Below are 25,069 nucleotides of genomic sequence, written 5' to 3'. Positions count from 1 at the left end.
GTCACTCTCCCCTCGCGGTGTTCATGGCGGCAGCGCCAGCCATGACCGAGACGACGATGTTCTGATAGCCGGTGCAGCGGCAGATATTGCCTTCGAGGCCGTGACGGACGTCGGCTTCCGTCAGGTCCGGCTTCTCGGTCGCGAGCGCCACCGCTGTCATCAGCATACCGGGCGTGCAAAAGCCGCATTGCAGGCCGTGATGCTCGCGAAACGCTTCCTGCATCGGATGCAGCTGGTTCGAACCGGGCGCTCCATGAAGCCCTTCGATAGTGAGGAGCGTCGCGCCGTCGAGCGCGGGCGCGAGCAGCGTGCAGCTCTTCACCGGCAGGCCGTCGAGGTGCACCACGCAGGCGCCGCACTGGCTGGTGTCGCAGCCGATATGGGTACCGGTGAGGTTGAGCCGCTCGCGCAGCAGCTCGGCGACTAGCATCGCCGGTTCGACATCGACAGTGGTCGGCCGTCCGTTGAGTGTGAAGGATATCTGCACGATCATACTCCTGTGCGCGACGGGTCTTTAGGCGAGTGGAAGCGCGCTGCCGGTGGCCCATGTGGCCATCACGACGTCGCCGACGGTGAAGGGATCCGCGAAGAAGGTCTTTTCCGGCACGTAGGCCACGAACGCGTCGTCCGGCACCGTGTCGAGCATGACCTTGACGAAATATCCCTGGTATTCGATCGCGAGCACACGACTCGGCAGCAACGTGGTGCAGCCCGGCGGTAGTTCCCTGCCCGGCCGGACCAGCGCGACATCGTCGCGGCGCACGGCGATATCGATCTTGTCACCGACGCTCACCGTGGACCGCGCCTGAAGCGGGACCTCGATGCCATCAGGCGCGGCCTGCGCGAGCGTAAAGGTCGAACCGTTGACCTTCTCGACCCGCCCCGACAGCACGTTCTGCCCGCCCATGAACTCAGCGACGTAACGATCGTGCGGATGGGCATAGACGTCGCGGGCCGCGCCCGCCTGCTTGATCCTGCCCTGCTCCATCACCACCACCAGATCGGCGAGCGCGATCGCCTCGAGCTGGGTATGGGTGACGTGGATGAAGGTGATACCGAGCTCCTGCTGCATCCGCCTGAGCTCCTGGCGCATCTGCACGCGGAGCTGCTCGTCCAGGGCGGACAGCGGTTCGTCGAGCAAGAGTACCCTCGGCTCGGTGATCGCGGCGCGCGCCAGCGCCACACGCTGCTGCTGGCCGCCGGAGAGCTGCGCCGGCAGGCGGTCGGCGAATTGCGTCAGCCGCACCTTCTCGATCATGGCATCCGCAGCGCGCAGGCGGTCAGCCTTCGACATGCCGCGCACGCGCAAGGCGAACGCGATGTTGTCGCGCACGGTGAGATGCGGGAACAGCGCGTAGGACTGGAACATCATCGCGGTGCGCCGCTGCACCGGCGCAAGACCGACGACGTTCTGCCCGCCGATCACGATCTCGCCGGCGGTCGGGTCCTCGTGGCCGGCGATCATGCGCAAAATCGTGGTCTTGCCGCAGCCGGAGGGACCGATGAAGCAGCAATAGGCGCCGTCGGCGATCTTGAGATTGACACCGTCCACCACATTGGTGACGCCGTCAAAGCTCTTGCAGACGCCCGCCAGTTCGATATCGCCGCGATCACTCTTCATTCTCAGCTCAACCCTTTGTGCTGCTGCCGCGCTTTTTCTGGATCAGCACGATGCTGCCCAGGCTTGCGCCGATCACGATGAAGGAGACGATCGTCGTCACCGTCCCGAGCGCATAGAGTGAGGGGGACGTGACGTTCAGCGTCATGCTCCAGATCTCCAGCGGCAGCGTGTTCAGTGAGCCCGCGGTCTGGAGGCTGCGCGCAAACTCGTCGTAGGAGAGCGTGAAGCCGAACAGCGCGACCGCGACGAGGCCGGGCGCCAGCACCGGAATCATCACCAGCCGGATCGATTGCCAGCGGCTGGCGCCGAGGTCGTAGGCCGCCTCCTCCCAGACATGGTTGAAGCGCGACATCACCGCGAACATCACGAGCACGCCGAACGGCAGCGTCCAGGACAGTTGCGCGCCGAGCGCCGAGGTGTACCAGCTCGCATTGAGCCCGAGCGCCTGGAACAACAGACCGGTGCCGAGGCCGAGCACGAGACCCGGCGCGACCAGGCTGCCGATCATCATGTAGAACACGACGGTGTCGCCGCGAAAGCGCTTGCGAAAACCGAGCCCGGCGAGGAACGAGACAATCACCGTGATGACCGTGACAATGACGGCGAGCTTGATCGAGCGGTCGAACGAGCCCTTGACGTCGCCGGTCCGCACCTGGGTGAAGAGATCGACGAACCAGTGTAGCGACTGTCCCTTCATCGGGAAGACGAGGCCGCCGCGGATGTCCTGGAACGACAGGACGTAGATACAGAACATCGGGCCGTACAGCGCCAGCACATAGAACGCAAACAGCGTTGCCAGCGCGTAAAACGTCCACGGCCGGCCGCCTGTGTTCGGCGCGATCGCCTTGGTAGTCGCGGGAGCAACCGTTTCGGGCATGTCGGCGAGAACCGCGCTCATCGCGTGATCTCCTGCCTGATGTCGACGGTGCGCAGGATCAGCGAGACGATCGCGACCAGCACCAGCGTCAGCAACACTGCGCTGGCCGCCGCGGTCGGATATTGCAGCACGCCGACGTCCTCGTAGAACGCGCTTACCACCGAAGCCGAGCCGCCGCCGGACATCACCTTGACCACGAAGAAATCGCCCATCACGATCGAGACGACGAAGATGGTGCCGAGGGCGATGCCGCTCTTGGACATCGGCACCACGATCAGGCGCATGATGTCGAAACGGCTGGCGCCGGCATCGATCGCGGCCTCGATCAGCTTCTTGTCGATCCGTGCCATGGAATTGAAGATCGGCACGATCATGAAAATGGTGAGCTGATGGACATAGGCGATGACGACCGCCAGGTCCGAGAACAGCAGCACTTCCAACGGCTGGCGGATCACGCCAAGCCCCAGCAGCGCCTGGTTGATCAGGCCTTCCTTGCCGAGCAGCGGAATCCAGGAAATCATCCGGATGATGTTCGAGGTCCAGAACGGCACCGTGCAGAGCAGGAACAGGCCAATCGCCAGCAACTGGTTGCGGACGTGGAACACCAGGAAGTAGGCGACGAAGAAGCCGATGATCAGTGTGAAGATCCAGGTCAGCACCGTGAATTTGATGGTCGCGAGATACAGCTTCAGCGTCAGCGCCGAATGCAGCACCTCGACATAGCTTGCGAGCGTGAAGCCCGGCGTCAGCCCGCCAAAGCCGTCGGTGGCAAAGAAGCTCGCGGCCAGCACGACCAGGATCGGCGCCACGAAGAATGGCACGAGCACCAGCACGAGCGGAGACACGTAGAGCCAGCCGGCGAGATTTGCGCGTGGTGAGGTTTGAGCTGGACTAAGAGCTGGACTAAGGCTTGGCTGCATGTCGGCAAACGCCTCGAACTCGGTCATTTGGCACCGGCGCATCGCCACGCCGGCGCTTCGTTCACGTCAGGAAAAGCAGGTTTCAGGCCACCTTGAAGTCGTTCCAGCGCTTGTTCATGTAGGCGGCTTCGTCCATCAGCGTATTCCAGCAGGAGATGTTCTTGACGCGGTCGAGGAACGAACCGCCGTCGCGCTTGGTGCCCGCCTTCTCCATCGCAACGCCATAGGGATCGTTGACCACCTCCGGCGCGGGCTGGCCCTCGTACCAGAACGCCCATTCGGCCGGCGTGAGGAATTTCTTCGCAGTCGAAGGCACCGGGCTGTAATAGCCGTAGCGCGCGACGAAGCCGCCCTGCCAGCCCGACAGATACCAGTTGAGATATTCGTAGGCCGCGTCCAGCTTCTTGCCGGAGAGATGCTTCATCAGGCCCATGCCGTTGCACCAGCCGCGATAGCCTTCCTTGCCGTTCTTGATGTTGACCGGCGCGTAGACGCAGGGGATTTCTTTCACGCGCACCGCAGCAACCGCCGGCGACCACATCGACTGGATGACCACTTCGCCCGCCGCCATCAGTTGCACCGACTGGTCGAAGGTGGTCCAGGTCGCGCGGAACTGGCCCTGCTTCTTGAGCTCGATCAGCTTGTTGCAGGTGAAGTCGATCTCCTCCTTGGTCATGTTGCCCTTGTTGCCGTACTTGATCAGCCCGGCGCTTTCGAAGCAGAGCGCGGCGTCCATGATGCCGATCGCGGGCACGTCGAGGATCGCGGCCTTGCCCTTGAATTTCGGATCGATCAGATCCTTCCATTCCGTGACTTCATGGCCGACGAGGTCGGGGCGGTAACCGATGGAGTCCGCGTTGTAGACCTGCGGCAGGAAGGTCGCCCATTCGGTCACGCCATCGTTGAGCTCGGTCGAATCGGGCTTGGCGATATACATGGCCTCGTAGGGCGAGATGCCCTGGCGCGGGATCTTGTGACCGTCGATCTCGCCCTTGGTGAAGATCGGCAGGATGTTGTCGAACTCCTTGACCTTCTTGACCTCGATGCCCTGGATCACGCCGCGCTTGGCGGCGAGCTTGGCCTGCCAGCCCTCGAGATCGGCGATATCGACCGTATTAGGCTGGCTTATGAAGCGGTTGATGGCAGCGGAGGTGTCGAGGTTCTGCATCGTCACCTTGAAGCCGAGATCCTTGGCCGCCTGGTCGCCGATCGCCTTCACCACCGAATAGGACACGCCGACATGGCGCAGCTCGATGTCCTTGATCTCCTGCGCCCAGATGGTTGGGAATCCGCGGATCGCGTCCGATCCTGCGGCAGCGCCGGCCACCGCCGCAGCGCCCTTCAACAGCGTGCGTCGGCTCAGCTTTTTCGCAGACCTGTCGCTCGTCCCCGCCGGATTGGCAGTGGATGTCCCCTTGTCCCTGTCAAGCATGGCAACCCTCGTTGGCTACGATGAACGCTGCGCACCGGTCGCCATTGACCGGCTGCGGATGTGACCAATTGCGCAGGAGGCTATGGGCGGGATGTTGTGAAGTAAAATTGGAAGTAAAAATTCGCTGCATAAACGCGGCTAATGGTTCGCCCCGCTGCATCGGCTTTTGGCAGCGCGCATAAGAAGGCGTCAGGACGTGCATACAAAACCGATAGCTTCGAACGTGCGGGCCCGTTCGCGCCGCAGACGTGATCAAGGCGGTCCTCAGGACCTGAGCTGGTCCCGCGCCGTCTCCGGCGCTATCAGCGTTGCGATGATGGTGATGACCGACAGCGCGATGATGTAGACCGACACGGCCCAATAAGAACCCGCCCATGCCAGCAGTGCTGTCGCAATCAGCGGCGAAAAGCCGCCGCTGAGCGCCGCGGCGACGTTGGCTCCCAGCGATGCGCCGCTGTAGCGCACCTGGGTGCGGAACAGCTCCGGCATGAAGGCCGCCTTCGGCCCGAACAGCAGCGCATGCGTCAGTGTCATCGTGACGACGAGCGCGAGCGTGATCAGCGCCGGCTCCCTGGTGTCGAGGAACCAGAACAACGGAAACGCCAGCGCCACCGAGAACACGCCACCGGCGAGATACAGCGCTTTGCGGCCGAAGATGTCGGACAGCCAGCCTGCGAGGGGCAACGTCGCGAGCTCGACGAGCGCGGCATAGACCACCGCATTGAGGATCACCTGCCGCGGCAGGCCGAGCTGCGTCGTGGTATAGACCACGGTGAAAACAGTGAGGAGATAAGCAAGCCCGACTTCGGACACCGTGATGCCGATCGCGAGCAGGAAGCTGCGCCAGTCGCGGCGCAGGACTTCCAGCGCCGGCTGCGCCAGCACCTCCTTGCGCTCGAGCACCTCCTTGAAGTGCGGCGTCTCCGCGAGTTTCAGCCTTACGATGAAGCCGACGCCGACGAGCAGGATGCTGATCAGAAACGGCACGCGCCAGCCCCAGCTCAAGAAGTCCGCTTCGGGCAGCTGCGTCATCAGACCGAAAATGCCGGTGGACGCGGCGACTCCGACGGGGAAGCCGATCTGCACCAGGCTGCCGTAGAAGCCGCGGCGGTTGCCGGCGTGCTCGGCCACCATGACCACCGCGCCGCTCCACTCGCCACCGAGCCCGATGCCCTGGACGAAGCGCAAGATGACGAGGAAGATCGGCGCCCAGACGCCGATCTGACTGTAGGTCGGCAGGCAACCGATCAGGAACGTGCCCAGTCCCATCGCGATCATGGTCGCGACCAGCATCTTCTTGCGGCCGAGCCGGTCGCCATAATGCCCGATGATCGCGCCGCCGATCGGCCGCGCGACGAAGCCGACCGCATAGGTCGAGAACGCCGCCAGTGTGCCGACGAAGGGATCGAAGCTCGGGAAGAACAGCTTGTTCAGCACCAGCGCCGCCGCCGTGCCGTAGATCAGGAAGTCGTACCACTCGATAGCCGTGCCGAGCGCGCTCGCCCACACCACATGCGCCGTCGTCGATTTCCCCGCCGCAGTGGAGACCCCCGATGCTGCCGTCATTGCCGCGCCCCAAGATTCCTGGGCGCCATCATGGCCAATCGCGATGGCGGTTGCAACTTGTCCGGGCATAGTCGTCGACGAGGATCACAGTGGGTGACAATTGCGCGCTACTGCTTCAGCACCGTCATTGCGAGGAGCCCTTGCGACGAAGCAATCCAGAATCCCGCCGCGGAAAGAACCTGGATTGCTTCGCTTCGCTCGCAATGACGTTGTTGAAACAGTCGCGTGCGCCGCTCCGCAACCTCTTCGCGGCCTTCACGGAACCTGCATCCCTTTATTCGCCATTGACAAACTTATTCAACATTATCTAACTTGCTCTCACAATAACCAGCCGCGCCAAGCGGCCCATAAACGAGAGGGAACGACGATGAGAGGGCTTTTGGCCTGCGCTATGCTCGGGGCCATGACTTCGGCTGCCATAACCACCGTTGCGAACGCGCAAATCTCCGACGACGCTGTGCGGATCGGCGTGCTGACGGATCTGTCGAGCTGGGGCCGCGACAACAGCGGGCCAGGCTCCGTGGAGGCCGCGAAAATGGCGGTGGAGGAATTCGGGCCCACCGTGCTCGGCAAGCCGATCGAGATCATCAACGCCGACCATCAGATGAAGACCGACGTCGGCGTGCAGATCGTGCGCGGCTGGTTCGACAACGGCAAGGTCGATGCCGTCGTCGACATTCCCAATTCCGGCATCGCGATCGCCGTCCACAACATGGTGCGCGAGCGCAACAAGATCGCGCTGCTGTCAGGCCCCGGCGCGAGTTCGTTGACCGACGAGCTTTGCAGCCCGAACACCGTGCACTTCACCTATGATACCTACGCGCTGTCGAAGGTGACGGCCTCCGCCGTGATCAAGGAAGGCGGCAAATCCTGGTACTTCATCACCGCCGACTACGCCTTCGGCCAGCAGCTCGAGAAGGACGCCACGCGCTTCATCAACGAGATGGACGGCAAGGTCTTGGGCGGCGTGAAGCACCCGACCAACACCGCCGATTTCTCCTCTTTCGCGCTGCAGGCGCAGAGCTCGAAAGCCGAGGTCGTCGCGTTCGCGAATGCCGGCCAGGACACCGACAATGCCATCAAACAATCCGGCGAGTTCGGCCTGGTCCAGGGTGGTCAGAAGCTGGTCGGCCTCCTGATGTTCGACACCGACGTGCATGCGGTCGGCCTCAAGGCCGCGCAGGGCACCTACATGACCACGGCGTCGTACTGGAACATGGACGAGGCGACCCGCGCTTGGTCGCGGAAATTCTACGAGCGCACCAAGGTGATGCCGACCATGATCCAGACCGGCGTTTACGGCTCGGTGCTGCATTATCTCAAGGCCATCAAGGCCGCCGGCACCGATGATCCCGCCAAGGCGATGGCCAAGATGCGCGAGCTGCCAATCGAGGATACATTTGTTCATGGCGGACGCTTGCGCGAGGACGGCCGCGTCATTCGCGACATGTATCTCGCCAAGGTGAAAACACCCGAGCAGTCCAAGGAGCCGTGGGATTACCTCGAGATCATCAAGACGGTGAAGGGCGAGGACGCCTTCCGCCCGGTCTCCGAGTCCAAATGTCCGCTGCTCAAGAAGTGAGGCCTGCATGACCGGCAACGAGCGCAACGCAATTGAGAGTTACGAGTGCGATGTGCTCGTGGCTGGATCGGGCTGCTCCGGCATGTCGGCCGCGATCACCGCGCGCTATCGCGGCCTCGACGTCCTGATCGTCGAAAAGGAGCCGCGCTTCGGCGGCACCACCGCTCGCTCCGGCGGCTGGTTGTGGATTCCCGGGACGTCGCTGGCAAAGGCCTATGGCATCGAGGAGACGCCTGAGCAGGCCCGCACCTATCTGCGGCACGAAGCCGGCAACAATTATGACGCCGCCCGCGTCGATGCATTCCTGAGCGCCGGGCCCGAGGCGGTCGATTTTTTCACCAGCAAGACCGCGCTCCGTTTCGACATGCCGCTGGTGTTCCCGGACTACCACGCCGAGGCGCCCGGCGGCGCCCAGGGCGGTCGTTCGATGGTGGCACGCCCGTTCGACGGCCGCGAGCTCGGCGACCAGATCAAGACCCTCGGCATGCCGCTGCCCGAGCTGACCGTATTCGGAATGATGCTTGGATCCGGCAAGGACATCGTCCACTTCATGCGCGCGACGAAGTCGCTGAATTCGGCGGTCTATGTCGCAAAGCGACTGTCGCGGCATCTGATGGACGTGCTGCGCTATGGCCGCGGCATGACGCTGACCAACGGCAATGCGCTGGCCGGGCGCCTGGCGAAATCTGCGCAGGACCTGAAGATTCCGATGTGGCTGTCCGCGCCGGTGCGCGAGCTGACGGTCGAGAACGGCACCGTCACCGGCGCCATTGTCGCCCGCGAGGGACGCGACGTCCGTATTCATGCAAGACAAGGCGTCGTGCTCGCCTGCGGCGGTTTCCCGCATGATGTCGAACGGCGCAAGAAGATGTTCCCGCACGCGCCGACCGGCAACGAGCATTTTTCGCCGGGACCGACCGGCAACACCGGCGACGGCCTGCGCCTTGCGGAAAGCGCCGGCGGACATGTCGAGGACCGGCTGCCGAACGCGGCAGCCTGGGTCCCGGTCTCGGTCACTAAGCGCAAGGACGGCTCAAGCGGTGTGATGCCGCATTTCATCGACCGCGCCAAACCCGGCGTGATCGCGGTGATGCGTGACGGCAAGCGCTTTGCCAACGAGGGCAATTCCTATCACGACTTCGTCCAGGCCATGGTGAAGGCTGCGAAGCCCGGCGAGGAGATCGCGGCCTATCTCGTCTGCGATCACCAGACCCTGCGCAAATATGGCCTCGGCTGCGTGCCGCCATTCCCGATGCCGCTGGGTCATCACATCAAGACCGGCTATCTCATGCGCGGCGAGACACTGGAGGCGCTCGCGGCAAAGGCGGACATCGACAGCATGGCGTTCGTCGAGACCGTCAAGCAGTTCAATGCGACCGCACCACAGGGGCATGATGCGGCCTTCGGCAAGGGCTCAAAGGCCTATAACCGTTATCAGGGCGATGCGCTGCACGGCCCGAACCCTTGCGTCGCGCCGATCGAGAACGGGCCGTTCTACGCCATCAAGATGGTGGTCGGCGATCTCGGCACCTATGCCGGCATCGTCACCGACGAGAATGCGCGGGCGCTGGATGCAGAAGGACGGGTCATTCCGGGGCTCTATGCCGCCGGTAACGACATGGCGAGCATCATGGGCGGCAATTATCCCGGCGCCGGCATCACGCTTGGGCCGGCGCTGACCTTCGGCTACATTGCCGGCCGTCATCTCGCCGACAGCGCCGCCAAGCGCAACGCGGCATAAGCCACGCCAGGAGGCGCATGAAGAGAGAGAGCCGCGGCATCCAGTCGATCGAGGTCGGCGGAGAATTGCTCCGCGCGCTTGCGAGAAGCGGCGGGCCGATGATGCTGCGCGATCTCGCGCGCGAGGCCGGCATGACGCCGGCCAAGGCGCATCCCTATCTCGCCAGCTTCTCCCGCATCGGCCTGATCGAGCAGGACGAGACCACCGGCCGCTACGAGATCGGCGCGCTGGCGCTGGAGCTCGGCCTGATCAGCCTGCGCCGCCTCTCCGGCGTGCGTATCGCCGGACCGAAGATCGCGGCGCTTGCGAGCCAGATTGGGCACGCGGTCTCGCTGGCGGTCTGGGGCACGCATGGCCCGACCGTGGTGCAGCTCGAAGAACCCGGCCAGCCCGTGCACATCGTGATGCGGGCCGGCTCGGTGATGGCACTGCTGGAGACCGCGACCGGCCGCGCCTTTGCCGCCTTCCTGCCGGAGAAGACCATCGACGCCGCACTCGCAAGCGGCCTCGATCGTCACGGTGTCGGCTATAATCCGAAGCGGCCGATCAAGGGCGTGAAGCTCGCTGACATGCTCACCGAAGTGCGCAAGCACGGCCTCGCCCGCGCGCTCGGCGACCCCCTGCCCGGCGTCAATGCGTTCGCCGCGCCGGTGTTCGACCATTCCGGCCATGTCGCACTGGTGATCACCGCGATGGGGCCGGAAGGCACGTTCGATGCCCGCTGGGACAGCGCGATCGCCCACGCGCTACGCGACTGCGCCGGCGGGATCTCGAAGCGGCTCGGTTACGGGATGACGGTTGCGGCGGAGTGAGGTTGCCTGCAACCACCGCTGTCATGCCCCGCGAAGGCGGGGCATCCAGTACGCCGCGGCCCATCGGCCCTGTCGCTGCTATCTCGGAGTACTGGATCGCCCGGTCAAGCCGGGCGATGACAGCGAGTGTGGGACAACCTTCCGAGTCCTACTTCTCCTTCACCGGCACCGTGTAGTTCAGGATCAACCGCCCGCCATCCGGATAGATCGTCTGCCCCGTGATATAGGACGCATCGTCGCTCGCCAGGAACGCGACGACGGAGGCAACCTCGCTCGGCTCGCCGCCACGGCCGGCCGGCGTGCGTGACATCACGGTTTTGCGGGCATCCTCCGAGGTGTAGATGGACGACGCCACCATGTCGGTCAGGATCGTGCCCGGCCCGACCGCGACGACGCGAATGTTGTGCGGCGCGAGCGCGACGGCGGCCACTGATGTGAGCTGCTTCATGCCGCCCTTGGACATGGCGTAGGTCGCAAGTGCCGGGATTGCCAGCAGTGCATTGACCGACGACATGTTGATGATGACCCCGCCGCCGCTACCTTGCGCAATCATCTGCTTGGCCGCCGCCTGCACGCCGAAGAAGGCGCCCTTCAGGTTGATGCCGATGATCTCGTCGAATTCTTCTTCGGATATCTCCAGGAGGTCCCGGTTGCGGGCGACGCCGGCATTGTTGACCATGATGTCGAGCCGGCCGAACTCTCTTGCAGCCGTTGCGACCAGCTGGTCGACATCGACACGCTTGGCGACATTGCCGACGACAGTGCGCAAGGCATCCGGCCGCGCGAGTTCGGCGGCCGTCGCGGCCAAACCCTCGGCATCGACGTCCGAAATGACGACCTTGACGCCGTCATCCAGAAATCGCTTTGCGCAAGCCTTGCCGATACCGCGCGCCGCGCCGGTGATGGCGGCGACCTTGCCGGATAATTTCATGGTCTCACTCCAGGATAGCTGCTTCACAGCAGACTGTCGCCGGGTGAGAAACCCGGCTCAGGCCGCCGCGAAGCCGAGATGAGCACGGAACCGGTTCTTGATAAAGACAGCATCGCGCGAGGGCAGCGAGCGCGGTGGATTTTCCGCCAGAACCTTGATGACAAACAGCCGCGGGCCATCGGCCGGCTCGGCGATTTGGGTTGCGAGGCGCTGCACCTCCTCGATCGTCCGCACGGTTCCGGCAGCGGCAAAGCCGCAAGCCACGGCGATTGCGGTGAGATCGACGCCGCGCCCGGTGTGGCTGGCCTGCATCCCGGTCTCGCCAAAATGCTGGTTGTCGATCACGACGATGTCGAGATTGCGCGGGCGCGCGACTCCGATGGTGGCGATGCCGCCGAGGCCCATCAATTGCTCGCCATCCCCGGTCAAGGCGAGGACGCGTTTTCCCGGCTGGGCTTGCGCGAGGCCAAGCCCGATCAGCGCGGCGCCGCCCATGGCGCCCCAGAGATAGAAATTGCCGTCGTGGTCGCCGATCGAATGAAGGTCATAGGTCGGCGAGCCGAGGCCGGAGACGACCAGAGTGTCGTTGCGATTCTTCAGGAGCGCGGCGACGGCGGCACGGCGGTCGAGTTGGGCTTGCATTGGCATCACCACTTCTTCTTGCCGATCAGGCGCTGCCCGATCAGCACCGCGATCTGCTGATCGGAATCGTAGGCGAGCGCTGCGGCCGATTCGACCGTCTCGACCAGATCCTCCGCCGTCTCCGCCCGCATCACCTTCAAACCAATCGCTTCCAGCGAGGGCTGCGTCGCCCGGCTCATCGGCACCTGCCAGGGATTGAACTCGGCCCATTCGCCGCGCATCGTCACCAGCATCAGCAGTGGAAATCGTCCGATCGCCGACAGCGACAGCATGTTGATGCAATTGCCGACCCCGCTCGACTGCATCAAGAGCACGCTGCGCTGGCCGCCGAGCCAGGCGCCGGCGGCGATGGCGACGCCCTCCTCTTCCGTCGTCAGCACGTTGGTGGTGACGTCGCGATCGGCCGAGAACAGGCTGATGAGCTGGCTGTGGCCGGCATCGGGGACGTATGACATCTGCCGCACGTCGGCGGCTTTCAGGATGCGGTAGAGCTCGGACGGCCAATTGTCTGCGCGCGTGTCGGGATTGGATTGAAGGCTGTGCACCGCATGTCTCCGTGGATTTCGAGCGGCACTCTAACGATGTTCAGGCGCGAAAGCTCTGACCGTCTGGCGCGATCAGGTATCGAGGGATTGTATAGCTGCCTCTTCCGCTGCCGGTGGGACAGCGCACGATGCGCATGGCTGCGCCCTCTCCCCTTGCGGGAGAGGGCATCACCGCTGACAGATACAAACTCATTTGGATGAGGGGTATCTCTCCGTGCACTCATCCGCATCTATATGCGCGGAGAGATACCCCTCATCCGGCGCTTCGCGCCACCTTCTCCCACAAGGGTAGAAGGAAGAGGAGCCATAGGCAACTTCTCGACCTCTAGCCAAACTGGCGCGGCCGCAGTCCTGCATGAAACCAGGTGATCATGGAATAGATATCGTAGACGGGCAATCCGACCTCGGCCTGAAGCGCCGCCGCATAAGGCGGCATGTTGGTGCATTCCAGCACGATCGCGCCGACATCCGGGTTGCTGGCGACCAGCTCCTTGCCGGCCTCGACCACGTCACGTTCGGCCTGCGCGATATCCATGTCGTCCTTCTCGGCCTTGATCAGGACGCGGAAGAATTCCTTGCCGTGCTCGGTGCCGACCAGCGGCGTATCGAGCGGCACGCCGGCGCCTTCGAGATGAGCCGGCGTCAAGGATGAACCTGAGACCGTGACGAGGCCGACGCGCTTGCCCGGCGGCAAGGTCGCCTGCACCCACGGCACCTGCATCAGTGACGAGGTCGCGACGGGAACGCCGACCGCGGCTGCGATCTCCTTCTGGAACAGCGAGAGGAAGCCGCAATTGGTGGTGATGGCTTCCGCCCCGAGGCGCACCAGATCCTTCGCCGCGTCGATGAAATCGGGCAGCAGACCGGCTGCCCCCTTCAGCACCACTTTCTCGGGCGAGGCACCGCTCACCACGCGATAGAGCACGGGGAAAGGCCAGGTGGTGCCGTTGCCCATGTCGCCGGGAATGCGGGGAAAGCGCGCCTCCAACATCAGGATGCCGAGCGGTGCTCCATAGACGGCCTTGCCGCCGCGGGCGATTCGGAGGGACGAGTTGGCTGGAGCGGTCATGATGCGGTCTCAGAGAAAACGATCGGGCGAAAACGGTGCGAGAGGAATTTCCGGCGGCCTGCCGCTCAGAAGCTGGGCGACGAGACGGCCGGTGCGGGCCGAACCGACCAGGCCGATATGGCCGTGGCCGAAGGCATAGACGATATCGCGCGAGGCCCGCGCGTAACCGATGCAGGGACGTCCGTCCGGCATGCTCGGCCGATGACCGAACCAGGTCTTGATGCGGGAGGCCGGAATGTCCTTGGGCAGTTTTGGGAACATGCTGACGAGATGGTTGCGCAGAATCTCGGCACGTTTCCAGTTCGGCGCGGCCTCGAGGCCTGCGATCTCGACCGTGCCGGCGGCGCGCAAACCCTTGTCGGTCCAGTTCACCACCATCTTCGCATCCGAGGCCATCATCGAGCTGCGCGGGCCCGTTTCCGGATTCTCGATCATCACGTGATAGCCGCGCTCGGTCTCCAGCGGCAGCGGATCGCCGATGGACGCCGTGAGCCGCTTCGAATGCGCACCGGCGGCAATCACCGCGGCATCACACGCAATCTCGCCGGCCTCGGACAGGACAGCCACGAGCTTGTTGCCGGATAGTTTCAGCCCAATTGCCTTGGCCCGCACGAGCTCGGCGCCGCTTGCCAGCGCATGTTGCGCGAGGGCCGCGACATAGGCACCGGGGTCGCGGCAGCGACCGGCTTCCTCCACCACCACGCCAAAAGTGTAGCGCGGATGCAGATCGGGCTCGCGCTGACGCATCTCGTCGGCCGAAAGCTCCAGCCATTCGACACCGACGCCCTTGCGCACGCGCCAGCCGAGATCATTGTCGAAATTGCCGCGTGACCGGAAGACATGCATCACGCCGTTACGCTCGATCAATTCAGGGACGCCCGCCTCCTCCGCGAGCTTCCTGTGCAATAGCGGCGCGTCCTTCAGGAGGTCGCGCAGCGCAAATGCCGTCTTCTCGACCCGCGCCTCGGTCCAGCCCGAGAGCAGATATTTGATCAACCAGGGCAGCGCCTTCGGCAGATAAGACCAGCGGATCGCGAGCGGTCCGAGCGGATCCATCAGATAACCCGGCACCTTCTTCCAAACACCGGGCTCGGCCGGCGGGATCACCGAATGCGAGGAGAGCCAGCCGGCATTGCCGTAGCTCGCCGCCTGTTCGCCACCGGGCTCGCCCGGATCGATCAGCGTGACGCGATGTCCCTCGCGCAGCGCCTCGATCGCGCTGATCACGCCGACCGCGCCGGCACCGATGATGGCGACGTGACGGCCTTGCGGCATCGGCTATGCCTTCACCGCAGGGGCAAAGTCCTTGCCGACCGACATCGCACGCGGATCGATGATGCAGTGGAGGATCGACGGCTTGCCCGAGGCGAGCGCACGCTCGAACGCCGGCGCGAACTCTTCGGTGCGCTCGACGCGCTCGCCATGGCCGCCGAATGCTTTTGCGTACATCGCAAAATCCGGGTTCTTGAGCTGGGTGCCGACCACGCGTCCGGGATAGTCGCGCTCCTGGTGCATGCGGATGGTGCCGTATTGCGCATTGTCGACGACGATGACGACGAGGGCTGCGTCGTACTGCACGGCGGTCGCGAACTCCTGTCCGTTCATCAGGAAACAGCCGTCGCCGGCGAAGGCTATGACGGTACGGTCCGGATATTGTCGCTTGGCGAGCACCGCGGCCGGCACGCCATAGCCCATCGAGCCCGACGTCGGCGCGAGCTGCGAGGCAAAGCTGTGGAAGCGGTGATGGCGATGAATCCAGCCGGCATAATTGCCCGCACCGTTGCAGACGATCGCGTCCTCAGGCAGGCGATCGCGCAGCCAGGTCATGACCTGGCCATACTGGAACGTGCCGGGCAGCTCGCGCGCCTTGTCGGTCCAGGCGAGATAATCGGCATGCGCCTTGGCGGCCTCGCCCTTCCAGGCAACGGCGCCTGCCGGCTTCAGCGTCTCGACCGCGGCCGCGAACGCAGCGGGCGTGGCCTGGATCGCGAGCTCAGGCTGATAGATGCGGCCGAGCTCTTCGGAGCCGGGATGAACGTGGATCAGCTTCTGCCGCGGGGTCGGAATGTCGAGCAGCGTGTAGGATGAGGACGGCATCTCCGACATGCGGCCGCCGATGAGAAGAATGACATCGGCGCCGTCGATCCGCGCCTTCAGGCCCGGGCTCGGGCCGATGCCGAGGTCGCCGGCATAATGCGAGTGATCGGCGTCGATCAGCGACGCGCGGCGGAACGAGGTCGCGACCGGCAGGTCGAACCGCTCGGCAAAGCGCGCGATGCTCCTGGTCGCCTCATCGGTCCAGCGCGAGCCGCCGAGAATGACGAGCGGTGCTTTGGCGCTCGCAAGCATGGCGCCGACACGCTCGATATCGGTGGGCGCCGGCCAGCTCATCGCCGGCTCGATCCGCATTGCGTCCGCAACGGCTGCGGTCTCGGTCAGCATGTTCTCGGGCAGCGAGATCACCACGGGACCGGGACGGCCCTGCATGGCGACGCGGAAGGCGCGCGCGACCAGCTCCGGAATGCGATCGGGACGATCGATCTCGACCGCCCATTTCGCCATGGTGCCGAACACCGCCTTGTAGTCGAGCTCCTGGAACGCCTCGCGCTCGCGCATGCCGGTGTCGACCTGACCGACGAACAGGATCATCGGCGTGGAATCCTGCATCGCGATGTGCACGCCGTGGCTGGCATTGGTGGCGCCCGGGCCGCGGGTGACGAAGCAGATACCGGGACGGCCGGTGAGCTTGCCATAGGCCTCCGCCATCATCGCGGCACCGCCCTCGGCGCGGCAGATCATGACGTCGATCGGGCTGTCGTGCAGCGCATCGAGCGCCGCAAGGTAGCTCTCGCCCGGCACGCAGGTGACGCGCTCGACGCCTTGCGCGACCAGCTGATCGATCAGGATCTGGCCCCCGGTGCGGGTGTTGCGAATGGTCATGACGGCTCCCTCAAGGCTTTGGCGATGCGTTTCGCAGCTTCGCGAAACTTTGTTCGGAGCTGGCGTAGGACAGGCCGAGAGGGCGCGCAAGATCGAAAGGCTTCTCGCACCCTGCGCAGGCGTCATGCCCGCCCCTGCCGTTTGCACTACCGCCCTGCAGCGATGATGAACATCCCTGTCTTCACCTCGAGCCTGATCCAGGCGCCCGCTGATCCACGCCATGCTGCCGCCGGACAAGGTCATCGGCGTCTTCACCGAACGCGGCCATCACATGAACGACGAGCATTTCGCGGCGTCGGGTGGTCGCAGCAGCAGATTCCCGTTCAGGTCCAAGGCATGCAGCCAGATGCGCAATTTCCTGCGGCCTACATCCTCGGCCGCGAGGAACTGGACATCGAGGTGCGGCACGCCAAGATGATCGAGATGACGCAAGCCTTCATGGCGTCCTCCAAACTCCCGGCGCCATCCTGTTCGAATGCACCAACATGTGCCCGTTCTCGAGGGACGTGGCCGAGGTATCGTGCCTGCCGGTGTTCGACACCAACACGCTGATCAATCTGTTCTACCGCGCGGCCAATCCGGTGCCGTTCTTGCGCTGATTACCTACCGGACGATCAACGACAATTGGATCTATTTCTGATTTCTATTTGATCGTCCTGAAGGGCGCGGCGAAATCACACACCGTCGTCCTCGTGCGATTTTGCAAATCCCGCGGCGGTACGGTTTGACAACTTAGGCGCATCAGCGACACGCTCAGTATGCCGGTACAACAATTCGACGACGCTCGCTGGAGCGTACTCGTTCGACCTCACGTCCCGCGAGGACGCACGAAAGGACACTGACATGATCGAGCTCACGGTCAATGGGATCAAGCGCCAGGTCGATGTTGTTCCGGAGATGCCCCTGCTCTGGGTGCTCCGCGACGAGCTCGCTATCACCAGTCCCAAATACGGCTGCGGGGTCGCGCAATGCGGAGCCTGCACCGTGCAGATCGACGGAATGGCGGTCCGGTCTTGTCAGGCGCATATCGGCGAGATTGCAGGCAAGTCGGTCGTCACGCTCGAAGGGCTGGAAAAGCGGGACCAGCACCCGGTTCTGCAGGCCTGGATCGAGCATCAGGTTCCACAGTGCGGCTACTGCCAGACCGGGCAGATCATGCAGGCCATCTCGCTTCTCAACCTGATCTCCCAGCCGACCGACGAGGACATCAACGAGGTGATGTCCGGCAATCTCTGCCGTTGCGGCACCTATCCGCGCATCCGCGCCGCGATCCACGCGGCCGCTGCAAAGAAGATGGCGGAGAAGTGAGATGGGCGAATTGCAGAGGCTGTCCCGCCGCGCATTCGTTTTCGGCTCCGCTGCGGTGGCCGGCGGCATTGCATTCGGCTCCTACGGCGACGCAGCGCAAGCCGCGGCGGCCGGTGACAATCCCTTGTCCGCCGGGCTCGGACCGAATTCCGCAAGCTTCAATCCCTGGGTCGAGATCAGCCCGGAGAAAATTACGCTGATCGCGCAGCATGCCGACATCGGTCAGGGCGTCGGCTCGATACAGCCGATCATGATCGCCGAGGAGATGGATCTCGATCCCGGCCAGTTCGAAGTTCGCTTCGCCGGACCCAGCCCCGCCTATTTCAATACCGGCTTCGCAGACGAGTTCGCGCCGTTCGTGGCTGCGGACCAAAGTCCCGCCGCCGAGGAAGCGCGCGCCAAGACGCTCGAATGGCTCAGGCAGTCCGGCCTCCAGATGACCGGCGGGTCGAGCACGCTGCCGGACACCTATGAAAAGCTGCGCGTTGCCGGCGCGGTCGCGCGCGAGACGCTGAAGGCGGCTGCCGCCAAGCGGTCGGGCATCGCTGTGGCTGACCTGCGCACCCAATCGGGCCATGTGATCCTGCCCAACGGCACCAAGATCGCCTATGTCGATCTCTCTGCGGACGCCGCACAAATTCCGCCCGTACTCGATGCCAAGCCGCGCGATCCCTCGAAATGGCGCATGCTGGGCAAGCCGATGACGCGCCTCGACATCCGCGACAAGGTCATGGGCGAGCTGAAGTTCGGCATCGACATGAAAATGGACGGCATGCTGTATGCCGCCGTCAAGCTGAACCCTGGCAAGGGCCAGCCGCTGAAGTCCTACGACGCCAGCAAGGCGCGCGCGATGCCGGGGGTCAAGAACATCCTCGAAATCAAGAACGGCGTCGCCGTGATCGCGACGAACAGCTGGTACGCCATGAAGGCGGTCGATGCCATCGCTTGCGAATGGGCGCCCTCGGCGTATCCCGCCGAGCAGGCCGACCATTGGAAGGTGCTGGAATCCTCGTTCAAGCCGGAATTCCTCGGCAAGGAGTGGCGGAAAATCGGCGATATCGAGGCCGGCTTGAAGACGGGCAAGCTCGTCGAGGCCGAATATCGCGCTCCTTACGTGGGGCATCAGCCGCTCGAGCCGCTGAACGGGATCGGCCTCGTCACCGAAAAGGGGATGGAGATCTGGGTCAGTCATCAGAGCCCCCGTTTCGTGCAGTACGTCGCGGCGACAGCGATCGGCCTCCAGCCGGAGCAGGTCACCTTCCACAATCAATGGGCTGGTGGAAGTTTTGGCCATCGTCTCGAATACGAGAACGTACGGGTCCTTGCGGAGATCGCAAATCAGATGAAGGGAACACCGATCAAGCTGGTGTTCTCGCGCGAGGAGGATTTCCTCCAGGACATTCCGCGGCAGATCGCGATCGCGCGGCACCGCGGCAGCGTCGACAAGAGCAAGATCGTCCCGGCCGATCTGCAACTGGCCTCGACCGCCCCACTCAAGGGGCTGCTCGAACGTTCGGGCACGCCGTCGAAGGATCCCGACGGACAGTTGGCCGCCGGCCTGTGGAACGTCTATTACGATATCCCCAACTTCCGGGCCACGAGCTACGAGGCGCAAGGATTGTCGCCGAGCACCACGTGGCGGTCGGTCGGCGCCTCGACGTCAGGGTTCTTCACCGAGAGCTTCATCGACGAGTTGATCCACGCGGCAGGTCTCGATCCCATGAAGGCGCGCATCGCGATGTGCACTGTGCCGCACTATCGCAAGGTACTCGAGACGGTCGCTGAGATGTCGGACTGGAAGGGACCGCTCGGCAACGGCAGGGGCCGCGGCGTCGCCTTCGTGGAATCCTTCGGCACACCGACGGCTGAAGTCGTCGAAGTGACGAAGACCGAGCGAGGCATCCGGATCGACAAGGTGTGGATCGCGGTCGACGTCGGCAAGGTCGTCGATCCCGTCAATTTCGAGAACCAGGTGCAGGGCGGCGTCATCTGGGGGCTCGGCCACGCCATCAATTGCGAGCTGACCTACGCCAAGGGCGCGGTACAGCAGACCAACTACAATCATCACGAAGCGATGCGGATCTACCAATGCCCCGTGATCGAGGTTCGCGGGCTCGAGAACGATCCGAAAGTGAGAGGCGTCGGCGAGCCGCCTGTTCCGCCGGCCGCGCCCGCCCTTGCGAACGCGATCTTCGCGGCGACCGGACAGCGCATCCGCGAAATGCCCTTCAACAAGTTTATCGATTTCGTCTGAGGCGGGCCATGAAGAGATCTTTGATTGCGACAGCCCTTGCCGCGTCGGCCGTTGCCGCCCTCACCGGAATCGTCGTGGCCAAGGACGAAGCCAGGAAGGATGCCTTGCCGCCGGGCAGCGTCAGCCGCACCGAAGGGCTGGAGGCCTGGAAGCGCATCGAGGCCGTGGTGACGCATCCGCGTTGCGCCAATTGCCACGTCGACATCAAGGCCATCCCGATCTGGACGCCGGCAGGCGAAACCAAGCCGCGCGTCCATGGCATGAACATCCACGGCGGCGACAGCCGCATCGGCGCCGAGAAGATCGCCTGCTCGACCTGTCATATGACCTCCACCCAGGCCAACGAACCGGCACCGTCGCCGCCGCGCGCCGGCATCGACTGGCAGCTCGCCCCGGTCGAGTTCATCTGGTACGGCAAGAGCGGCGCCGAGATCTGTGCGCAGCTGAAGGACCCCAAGCGCAATGGCGGTCGCGACGCCGTGGGTCTCCTCGAGCATCTCAGGCACGATGCATCGCTGAACGGCTTCATCCCGCGCGGATGGGCGCCCGGGGCGGGTCGTACGACGCCGCCCGGCACGTTTGAGGATCACGTCAAGGACATGGCCGTGTGGGGCGCCGCCGGACAGCCCTGTCCGGACTGACGGCGACGAGCACGCATGCCAGCGACACCTATGCGAGCCGCCCAGACACAAGCGGCGCTATTAGACCATGATCAAACTATCTTAGCGCCAGTGGGCTTTCGCCAGGACGACGAACAAAACTCACCCGCCCTTTTTCTGCCGAGCGCTTGCCAGCAGCACCAGCATGAACGAGGCCGCCGTCATCAGTGTCGAGATGGCGGCGATGGTTGGGTCGATCTCGTCGCGGAGCGCGGTGAACATACGCTTGGTCAGCGGCTGATACTGGCCGCCGGAGATGAACAGCGCGACGATGGTCTCGTCCATCGCCGAGATGAAGGCGAAGATGCCGCCTGCGACCACGCTGGACTTGATCTGCGGCAAGGTCACCGCGAAGAAGCTGCGCAGGCGGTTCATGCCGAGGCTGCGTGCGACCATCTCCTGCGCCGGATCGAAGCTTTGCAGGCCCGCCAGCACCGAGATGATGACGTATGGCAGGCCCAACATGACGTTCGCCAGCACCAGGCCCGGCAGCGTCGCGACCAAGCCGACTTTCGCATAGAGGAAGAAGATGCCCACCGCAGTGATGATGATCGGCACCACCAGCGGCAACAGCAGCATCATGTGGATCAGCCGCATGATCCGCAGCTTCGACTGGCTGATGCCATAGGCGGCGGCGACGCCGAGCGGCGTTGCGATAAACACGGTCAGAAGCGCGACCGTCAGCGTCACCCGCGTCGCCTGCATCCAGGCCGAGTTGGAGAAATACTGCTGATACCAGCGCAGCGAGAACGACGGCGGCGGAAAGGTCAGAAAGCGCGCGCTGGAGAAGGAGATCGGCGCGATGATCAGCACCGGCAGGATCAGGTAGACCAGCACCAGCGCGCTGATCATATAGAGGGCGATCCGGGCGGGCGACAATCGCGTCATTTCTGCCCCAATATGCGATCGAGCGAGATGAAGCGGCTGACGGCGAAAAAGATCGCGAGCACGCTTAAGAGCAGCACGACGGCGACCGCGCTCGCAGCACCGAACTGGTTGTAGAGCTCGACATTGCGGCTCACCAGCATCGACACCATCACCGTGCGGCCGCCGCCGAGCAGTTCCGGCGTGATGTAGAAGCCGAGGCAGAGCACGAACACCATGGTGCAGCCTGCGAGCACGCCGGGCAGAGACAGCGGCAGAAAGACGCGGACGAAGGTGAGCGACGGGCTCGCCCCCAGGCTGGCGCCGGCCTGCATGAGATCGCTCGGAATCTTCTGCATGGTGGCATAGAGCGGCAGCACCATGAATGGCAGGAGGATGTGTACCGTCGCAACCACCGTGCCGAAGGTGTTGTGCACCAGTGCGAGCGGTTCGCTCGTGACGTCGAGATAACGCAAAAGCTGGTTGATCACGCCGGTGCGCTGGAGCAGCGCCAGCCAGGCATAGGCCCGCACCAGCACACTGGTCCAGAACGGCAGCACGACCAGCGACAGGATGAGAATACTCCATCCTTTCGGCACCGAGTTGGCGAGGTAGGCCACGGGATAGCCAAGCAGCAGTGCGATCCCCGTGACCGCGAGGCTGATCTCGAAGGTCAGCGCAAAACTTCGCCAGTAGATGTCTTCGGTGAAGACGCGGCGATAATTCTCCAGCGTGAAGCCGTCATGGTAGATCGACTGCCAGGCGAGCCAGCCGACCGGCAGCACGATCAGAGCCAAGATCACCAGCAGCGCCGGCGACACCAATGCCAGCATCAGCGCATGCTCGCGGCGCTGATGCTTTTGGGAGGGATCTGGCATTGATGTCGTCAACGCAGCCTCGCTTCGCTTACTTCTGCATGAACGACGCCCAACGCTTCTCCGCCGCTTCGCCGGCTGGCGACGACCACCACGCGTAGGACATCAGCGCCTGCTTGGCCGCATTGGCCGGCTCGCTCGGCAATTGCGCGGCGCGCTCGGGCTTGATCACGTTGGTCTCGAACGCCTTTGGATTTCCCGGACCATAGTCGATATGCAGCGGCAGATTGGCCTGGTGCACGGGATCGACGGCCTCGTTGAGAAACTTGACGGCCGTCTCGAGATTCGGCGCGCCCTTGAGGATGCAGAGCGAGGTGCTTTGCAAAACGCCCTGGTTGTAGGTGAAGGCGACCTTGGCACCCTCCTTGGCGACCGCGCTGACGCGCCCGTTCCAGGCCATCTCCATGTCGACCTCGCCGTCGTTGAGCAGTTGCGCCGACTGCGCGCCGGAGGTCCACCACACCGTGATATTCGGCTTGATCTCTTCGAGCTTCTTGAAGGCGCGGTCGACGTCGAGCGGATAGAGCTTATCGGGCGCGACGCCGTCGGCCATCAGTGCCGCCTCGAGTGTGGCGAACGGGTGGTTGCGCAGTGCGCGGCGCCCGGGAAATTTCTTCACGTCCCAGAAATCGGCCCAGCTGTTCGGCGCGTCCTTCGGAAAGGTCTTCTGACTGTAGGCCAGGACGCTGGAATAGAACTCGTAGGAAACCGAATAGGGGCTGCGATAGGATTCCGGCATCGCCGCGCCATTCGGAATCTTTGAGAAGTCGAGCTTCTCGATCAGCCCCTGCTCGCCGCCACGCAGGCAGTTGCCGGTCGGCGTATCCACGACGTCCCAGATCGGCTTGCCGCTGCCGACCTGGGTCTTGATCGCCGGCCAGGCATCGGGAATGGAATCCTGGTTGATGGTGATGCCGAGCTTCTTGGCGGAAGGATCGAGGATCGCCACCGTCTGCGCCTGCTGATAGGCGCCGCCTTGCGAGACAAAGGTGATCTGTTCGGCAGCGGCGGCGGTGCCGGTTATTGCGAACAATCCGAGCGATCCGCCCAACAATGCGTAGCCAAATCGAATATCTCGTTTCGTCGTCATCCTCGCCTCCTCTGTCACCAATTGAATGTCACTGACCGATCGCGTCGAGAAACTGGTACCAGCCGGCGATCATGCGCACGGCGGGCTCGCGCAACGGATAGAACGGGATGGCTTTCAATCGCCGCGCGTCGAGCAGCCCGACGTCAGGCGTCTCGCCGCGGACGAAGGCGGCGAGATAACGGCCCATCAGGCTCGACATCGCGACGCCCGCGCCGTTGTAGCCCATCGAGAACAGCGTGCGGTCGTCGAGCCGGCCGAGATGCGGCACCGAATCCAGCGTCATGGCAACGAGGCCCGACCATTTGTACGCGAGCGGCACATCGGCCAGGTCCGGAAAGATGCCGACCATCGCCTTGCGCAGCGCATCGAATGCGGCTTCCGAGTCCTGCCTGCCGAAGGCGCCGCGCCCGCCGAAGATGACGCGATTGTCGACCATGCGGAACCAGCGCATCATGCGCTTGGTCTCGGTGTAGGTGCGGCCCGTCAGCATCAGCTTGCCCGCGAGATTGCGCGGCAGCTGCTCGGTAGCGACCATGGCGCTGCGGAAGGGAATCAGGGTGCGCTGCATCTGCGCGGTGGCATCCGTCAGGTCCGAATAGCTGTTGGTGGCAATGATCGCCTGCTTCGCCCGCACCGCACCTTGCGGCGTCTCCGCGACGATGCCGCCGTTGTCGCGCCGGAGTCTTACGACCGGCGACTCCTGGAAGATCGGCACCCCGCGGCGCGCGACGCCGTCGGCGAGACCGCGCAAATAGTTCAGCGGATGAATGCCGCCAGAGCCGGGATTGAGCACGCCGCCAACGAAGCTGTCGGAGCCGGTCTCGTCGCGTACGCCGCGCTTGTCGAGAATACGGACCTCGGCGGAGCCCATCTCGCGCGTCATCCAGTTGGCTTCGTCGATCGCGGCCTTCAGCGTGGTCTCATTGTGTGCGGCCTTGACCTGGCCGGTGCGGGCAAGCTGAGCGCTGGTGATGCCGAATTCGGAGACCAGCTCCTCGACCATGTCGGTGGATTCATGCGCGATCTCGTACATTCGCCGCGCCATGGCGCGGCCGTGCACGGCGTCGATCTCGCGGAACGAGAGACGGAATTTTGCGGTGATCACGCCGCCATTGCGCCCACTGGCGCCCCAGCCCGGGCGGTTGGCCTCGAGCACGATGGGGCTGAGCCCGCTCTTGGCGATGTGGTGGGCCGCGGACAGGCCGGTATAGCCGGCACCGATGATCACCACGTCAGCCTGGCTCTCGCCGGACAGGACCGGAAACGCGCGCGCCGGCTCCGCCGTGGCTTCCCACAGCGAGTTGGCCGACGGCAATGCGCCCCAGTTCTGCGTCATCTCCG

The 25,069-nt window shown here is 64.1% G+C and carries 23 protein-coding genes; 6 read left to right on the top strand and 17 right to left on the bottom strand.

All coding sequences use genetic code 11. The annotated features are described in order from the left end of the window. Nucleotide 1: 1 nt before the first annotated feature. The 6 genes from ABIB90_RS21855 to ABIB90_RS21830 all read right to left on the bottom strand — a co-directional run bounded on the left by ABIB90_RS21855 (nt 2) and on the right by ABIB90_RS21830 (nt 6,416). Complete coding sequence (locus ABIB90_RS21855; RefSeq protein ID WP_354168303.1) at nt 2-493, bottom strand: (2Fe-2S)-binding protein; 492 nt, start codon at nt 491-493, stop codon at nt 2-4. A 21-nt stretch (nt 494-514) separates the two neighbouring features. Continuing rightward, entirely contained in the window at nt 515-1,621 is a 1,107-nt protein-coding gene (locus ABIB90_RS21850) for an ABC transporter ATP-binding protein (RefSeq protein WP_007595769.1), read from the bottom strand. Between the two features lie 7 nt (nt 1,622-1,628). Further along, complete coding sequence (locus tag ABIB90_RS21845) at nt 1,629-2,519, bottom strand: ABC transporter permease (RefSeq protein WP_354201342.1); 891 nt, start codon at nt 2,517-2,519, stop codon at nt 1,629-1,631. Next, nucleotides 2,516-3,445: an ABC transporter permease gene (locus ABIB90_RS21840; protein ID WP_354168307.1), complete on the bottom strand. Its 930-nt coding sequence runs from the start codon at nt 3,443-3,445 to the stop codon at nt 2,516-2,518. Before ABIB90_RS21840 ends, ABIB90_RS21845 begins: the two co-directional genes overlap by 4 nt. A 55-nt stretch (nt 3,446-3,500) precedes the next feature. After that, nucleotides 3,501-4,850: an ABC transporter substrate-binding protein gene (locus tag ABIB90_RS21835; RefSeq protein ID WP_354201341.1), complete on the bottom strand. Its 1,350-nt coding sequence runs from the start codon at nt 4,848-4,850 to the stop codon at nt 3,501-3,503. 264 nt (nt 4,851-5,114) lie between these two features. Then, a complete protein-coding gene (locus ABIB90_RS21830; RefSeq protein WP_354201340.1) occupies nt 5,115-6,416 on the bottom strand; it encodes an MFS transporter in 1,302 nt (433 codons plus the stop codon). A 367-nt stretch (nt 6,417-6,783) separates the two neighbouring features. Between ABIB90_RS21830 and ABIB90_RS21825 the strand changes: the two genes are divergently transcribed. From ABIB90_RS21825 to ABIB90_RS21815, 3 genes are read left to right on the top strand one after another with little or no spacing between them, the layout of a single operon-like run. Next, nucleotides 6,784-7,998 carry an ABC transporter substrate-binding protein gene (locus tag ABIB90_RS21825; protein ID WP_354201339.1) on the top strand — a complete coding sequence of 405 codons (1,215 nt, stop codon included), beginning with the start codon at nt 6,784-6,786 and terminating at the stop codon, nt 7,996-7,998. Between the two features lie 7 nt (nt 7,999-8,005). Further along, nucleotides 8,006-9,739 (top strand): FAD-dependent oxidoreductase, encoded by a 1,734-nt coding sequence (locus tag ABIB90_RS21820; protein WP_354201338.1) that lies wholly within the window; start codon nt 8,006-8,008, stop codon nt 9,737-9,739. A 17-nt stretch (nt 9,740-9,756) separates the two neighbouring features. Beyond that, nucleotides 9,757-10,551 carry an IclR family transcriptional regulator gene (locus ABIB90_RS21815; RefSeq protein ID WP_354160517.1) on the top strand — a complete coding sequence of 265 codons (795 nt, stop codon included), beginning with the start codon at nt 9,757-9,759 and terminating at the stop codon, nt 10,549-10,551. Between the two features lie 148 nt (nt 10,552-10,699). On the opposite strand, the gene ABIB90_RS21810 is transcribed toward ABIB90_RS21815, so the two are convergent. From ABIB90_RS21810 to ABIB90_RS21780, 7 genes are all read right to left on the bottom strand, one after another. After that, nucleotides 10,700-11,482 (bottom strand): SDR family NAD(P)-dependent oxidoreductase, encoded by a 783-nt coding sequence (locus ABIB90_RS21810; RefSeq protein WP_007595793.1) that lies wholly within the window; start codon nt 11,480-11,482, stop codon nt 10,700-10,702. A 57-nt stretch (nt 11,483-11,539) separates the two neighbouring features. Further along, entirely contained in the window at nt 11,540-12,130 is a 591-nt protein-coding gene (locus ABIB90_RS21805; protein ID WP_354201337.1) for a thiamine pyrophosphate-dependent enzyme, read from the bottom strand. Continuing rightward, entirely contained in the window at nt 12,130-12,669 is a 540-nt protein-coding gene (locus tag ABIB90_RS21800; RefSeq protein ID WP_007595796.1) for a thiamine pyrophosphate-binding protein, read from the bottom strand. The genes ABIB90_RS21805 and ABIB90_RS21800 overlap by 1 nt, the downstream gene beginning before the upstream one ends. Nucleotides 12,670-12,994: 325 nt before the next feature. Continuing rightward, nucleotides 12,995-13,738, bottom strand: coding sequence for an aspartate/glutamate racemase family protein (locus tag ABIB90_RS21795; protein ID WP_354201336.1), 744 nt, complete (start codon nt 13,736-13,738; stop codon nt 12,995-12,997). 9 nt (nt 13,739-13,747) lie between these two features. Then, nucleotides 13,748-15,013, bottom strand: coding sequence for an NAD(P)/FAD-dependent oxidoreductase (locus ABIB90_RS21790; protein WP_354201335.1), 1,266 nt, complete (start codon nt 15,011-15,013; stop codon nt 13,748-13,750). A gap of 3 nt (nt 15,014-15,016) precedes the next feature. After that, nucleotides 15,017-16,678 (bottom strand): thiamine pyrophosphate-binding protein, encoded by a 1,662-nt coding sequence (locus tag ABIB90_RS21785; RefSeq protein ID WP_354160509.1) that lies wholly within the window; start codon nt 16,676-16,678, stop codon nt 15,017-15,019. A 267-nt stretch (nt 16,679-16,945) separates the two neighbouring features. Then, complete coding sequence (locus ABIB90_RS21780) at nt 16,946-17,110, bottom strand: hypothetical protein (RefSeq protein WP_354160507.1); 165 nt, start codon at nt 17,108-17,110, stop codon at nt 16,946-16,948. Nucleotides 17,111-17,521: 411 nt separating this feature from the next. Here ABIB90_RS21780 and ABIB90_RS21775 point away from each other — a divergent pair, with 411 nt between their 5' ends. Genes ABIB90_RS21775 through ABIB90_RS21765 form a run of 3 tightly spaced genes read left to right on the top strand, consistent with a single transcriptional unit; the run spans nt 17,522 to nt 20,881 of the window. After that, entirely contained in the window at nt 17,522-17,986 is a 465-nt protein-coding gene (locus ABIB90_RS21775) for a (2Fe-2S)-binding protein (protein WP_354201334.1), read from the top strand. A gap of 1 nt (nt 17,987) precedes the next feature. Then, the gene (locus ABIB90_RS21770) at nt 17,988-20,240 is read left to right on the top strand and encodes a xanthine dehydrogenase family protein molybdopterin-binding subunit (RefSeq protein ID WP_354201333.1); all 2,253 of its coding nucleotides are present in this window, start codon (nt 17,988-17,990) and stop codon (nt 20,238-20,240) included. Between the two features lie 8 nt (nt 20,241-20,248). Further along, nucleotides 20,249-20,881 (top strand): hypothetical protein, encoded by a 633-nt coding sequence (locus ABIB90_RS21765; RefSeq protein WP_354160501.1) that lies wholly within the window; start codon nt 20,249-20,251, stop codon nt 20,879-20,881. A 120-nt stretch (nt 20,882-21,001) separates the two neighbouring features. Here the strand turns inward: ABIB90_RS21765 and ABIB90_RS21760 are convergent, their stop codons facing one another. Genes ABIB90_RS21760 through ABIB90_RS21745 form a run of 4 tightly spaced genes read right to left on the bottom strand, consistent with a single transcriptional unit; the run spans nt 21,002 to nt 25,064 of the window. Further along, complete coding sequence (locus tag ABIB90_RS21760) at nt 21,002-21,787, bottom strand: ABC transporter permease (RefSeq protein WP_354201332.1); 786 nt, start codon at nt 21,785-21,787, stop codon at nt 21,002-21,004. Then, entirely contained in the window at nt 21,784-22,641 is an 858-nt protein-coding gene (locus tag ABIB90_RS21755) for an ABC transporter permease (RefSeq protein WP_247287793.1), read from the bottom strand. Before ABIB90_RS21755 ends, ABIB90_RS21760 begins: the two co-directional genes overlap by 4 nt. Nucleotides 22,642-22,669: 28 nt before the next feature. Further along, entirely contained in the window at nt 22,670-23,728 is a 1,059-nt protein-coding gene (locus ABIB90_RS21750; RefSeq protein ID WP_354201331.1) for an ABC transporter substrate-binding protein, read from the bottom strand. Between the two features lie 28 nt (nt 23,729-23,756). After that, the gene (locus ABIB90_RS21745) at nt 23,757-25,064 is read right to left on the bottom strand and encodes an NAD(P)/FAD-dependent oxidoreductase (RefSeq protein ID WP_354201330.1); all 1,308 of its coding nucleotides are present in this window, start codon (nt 25,062-25,064) and stop codon (nt 23,757-23,759) included. Nucleotides 25,065-25,069: the final 5 nt, after the last annotated feature.

The organism is Bradyrhizobium sp. JR4.1 (genome assembly GCF_040548605.1).
Lineage (GTDB): Bacteria > Pseudomonadota > Alphaproteobacteria > Rhizobiales > Xanthobacteraceae > Bradyrhizobium > Bradyrhizobium canariense.
This window is presented reverse-complemented; position numbering and strand designations above follow the sequence as displayed.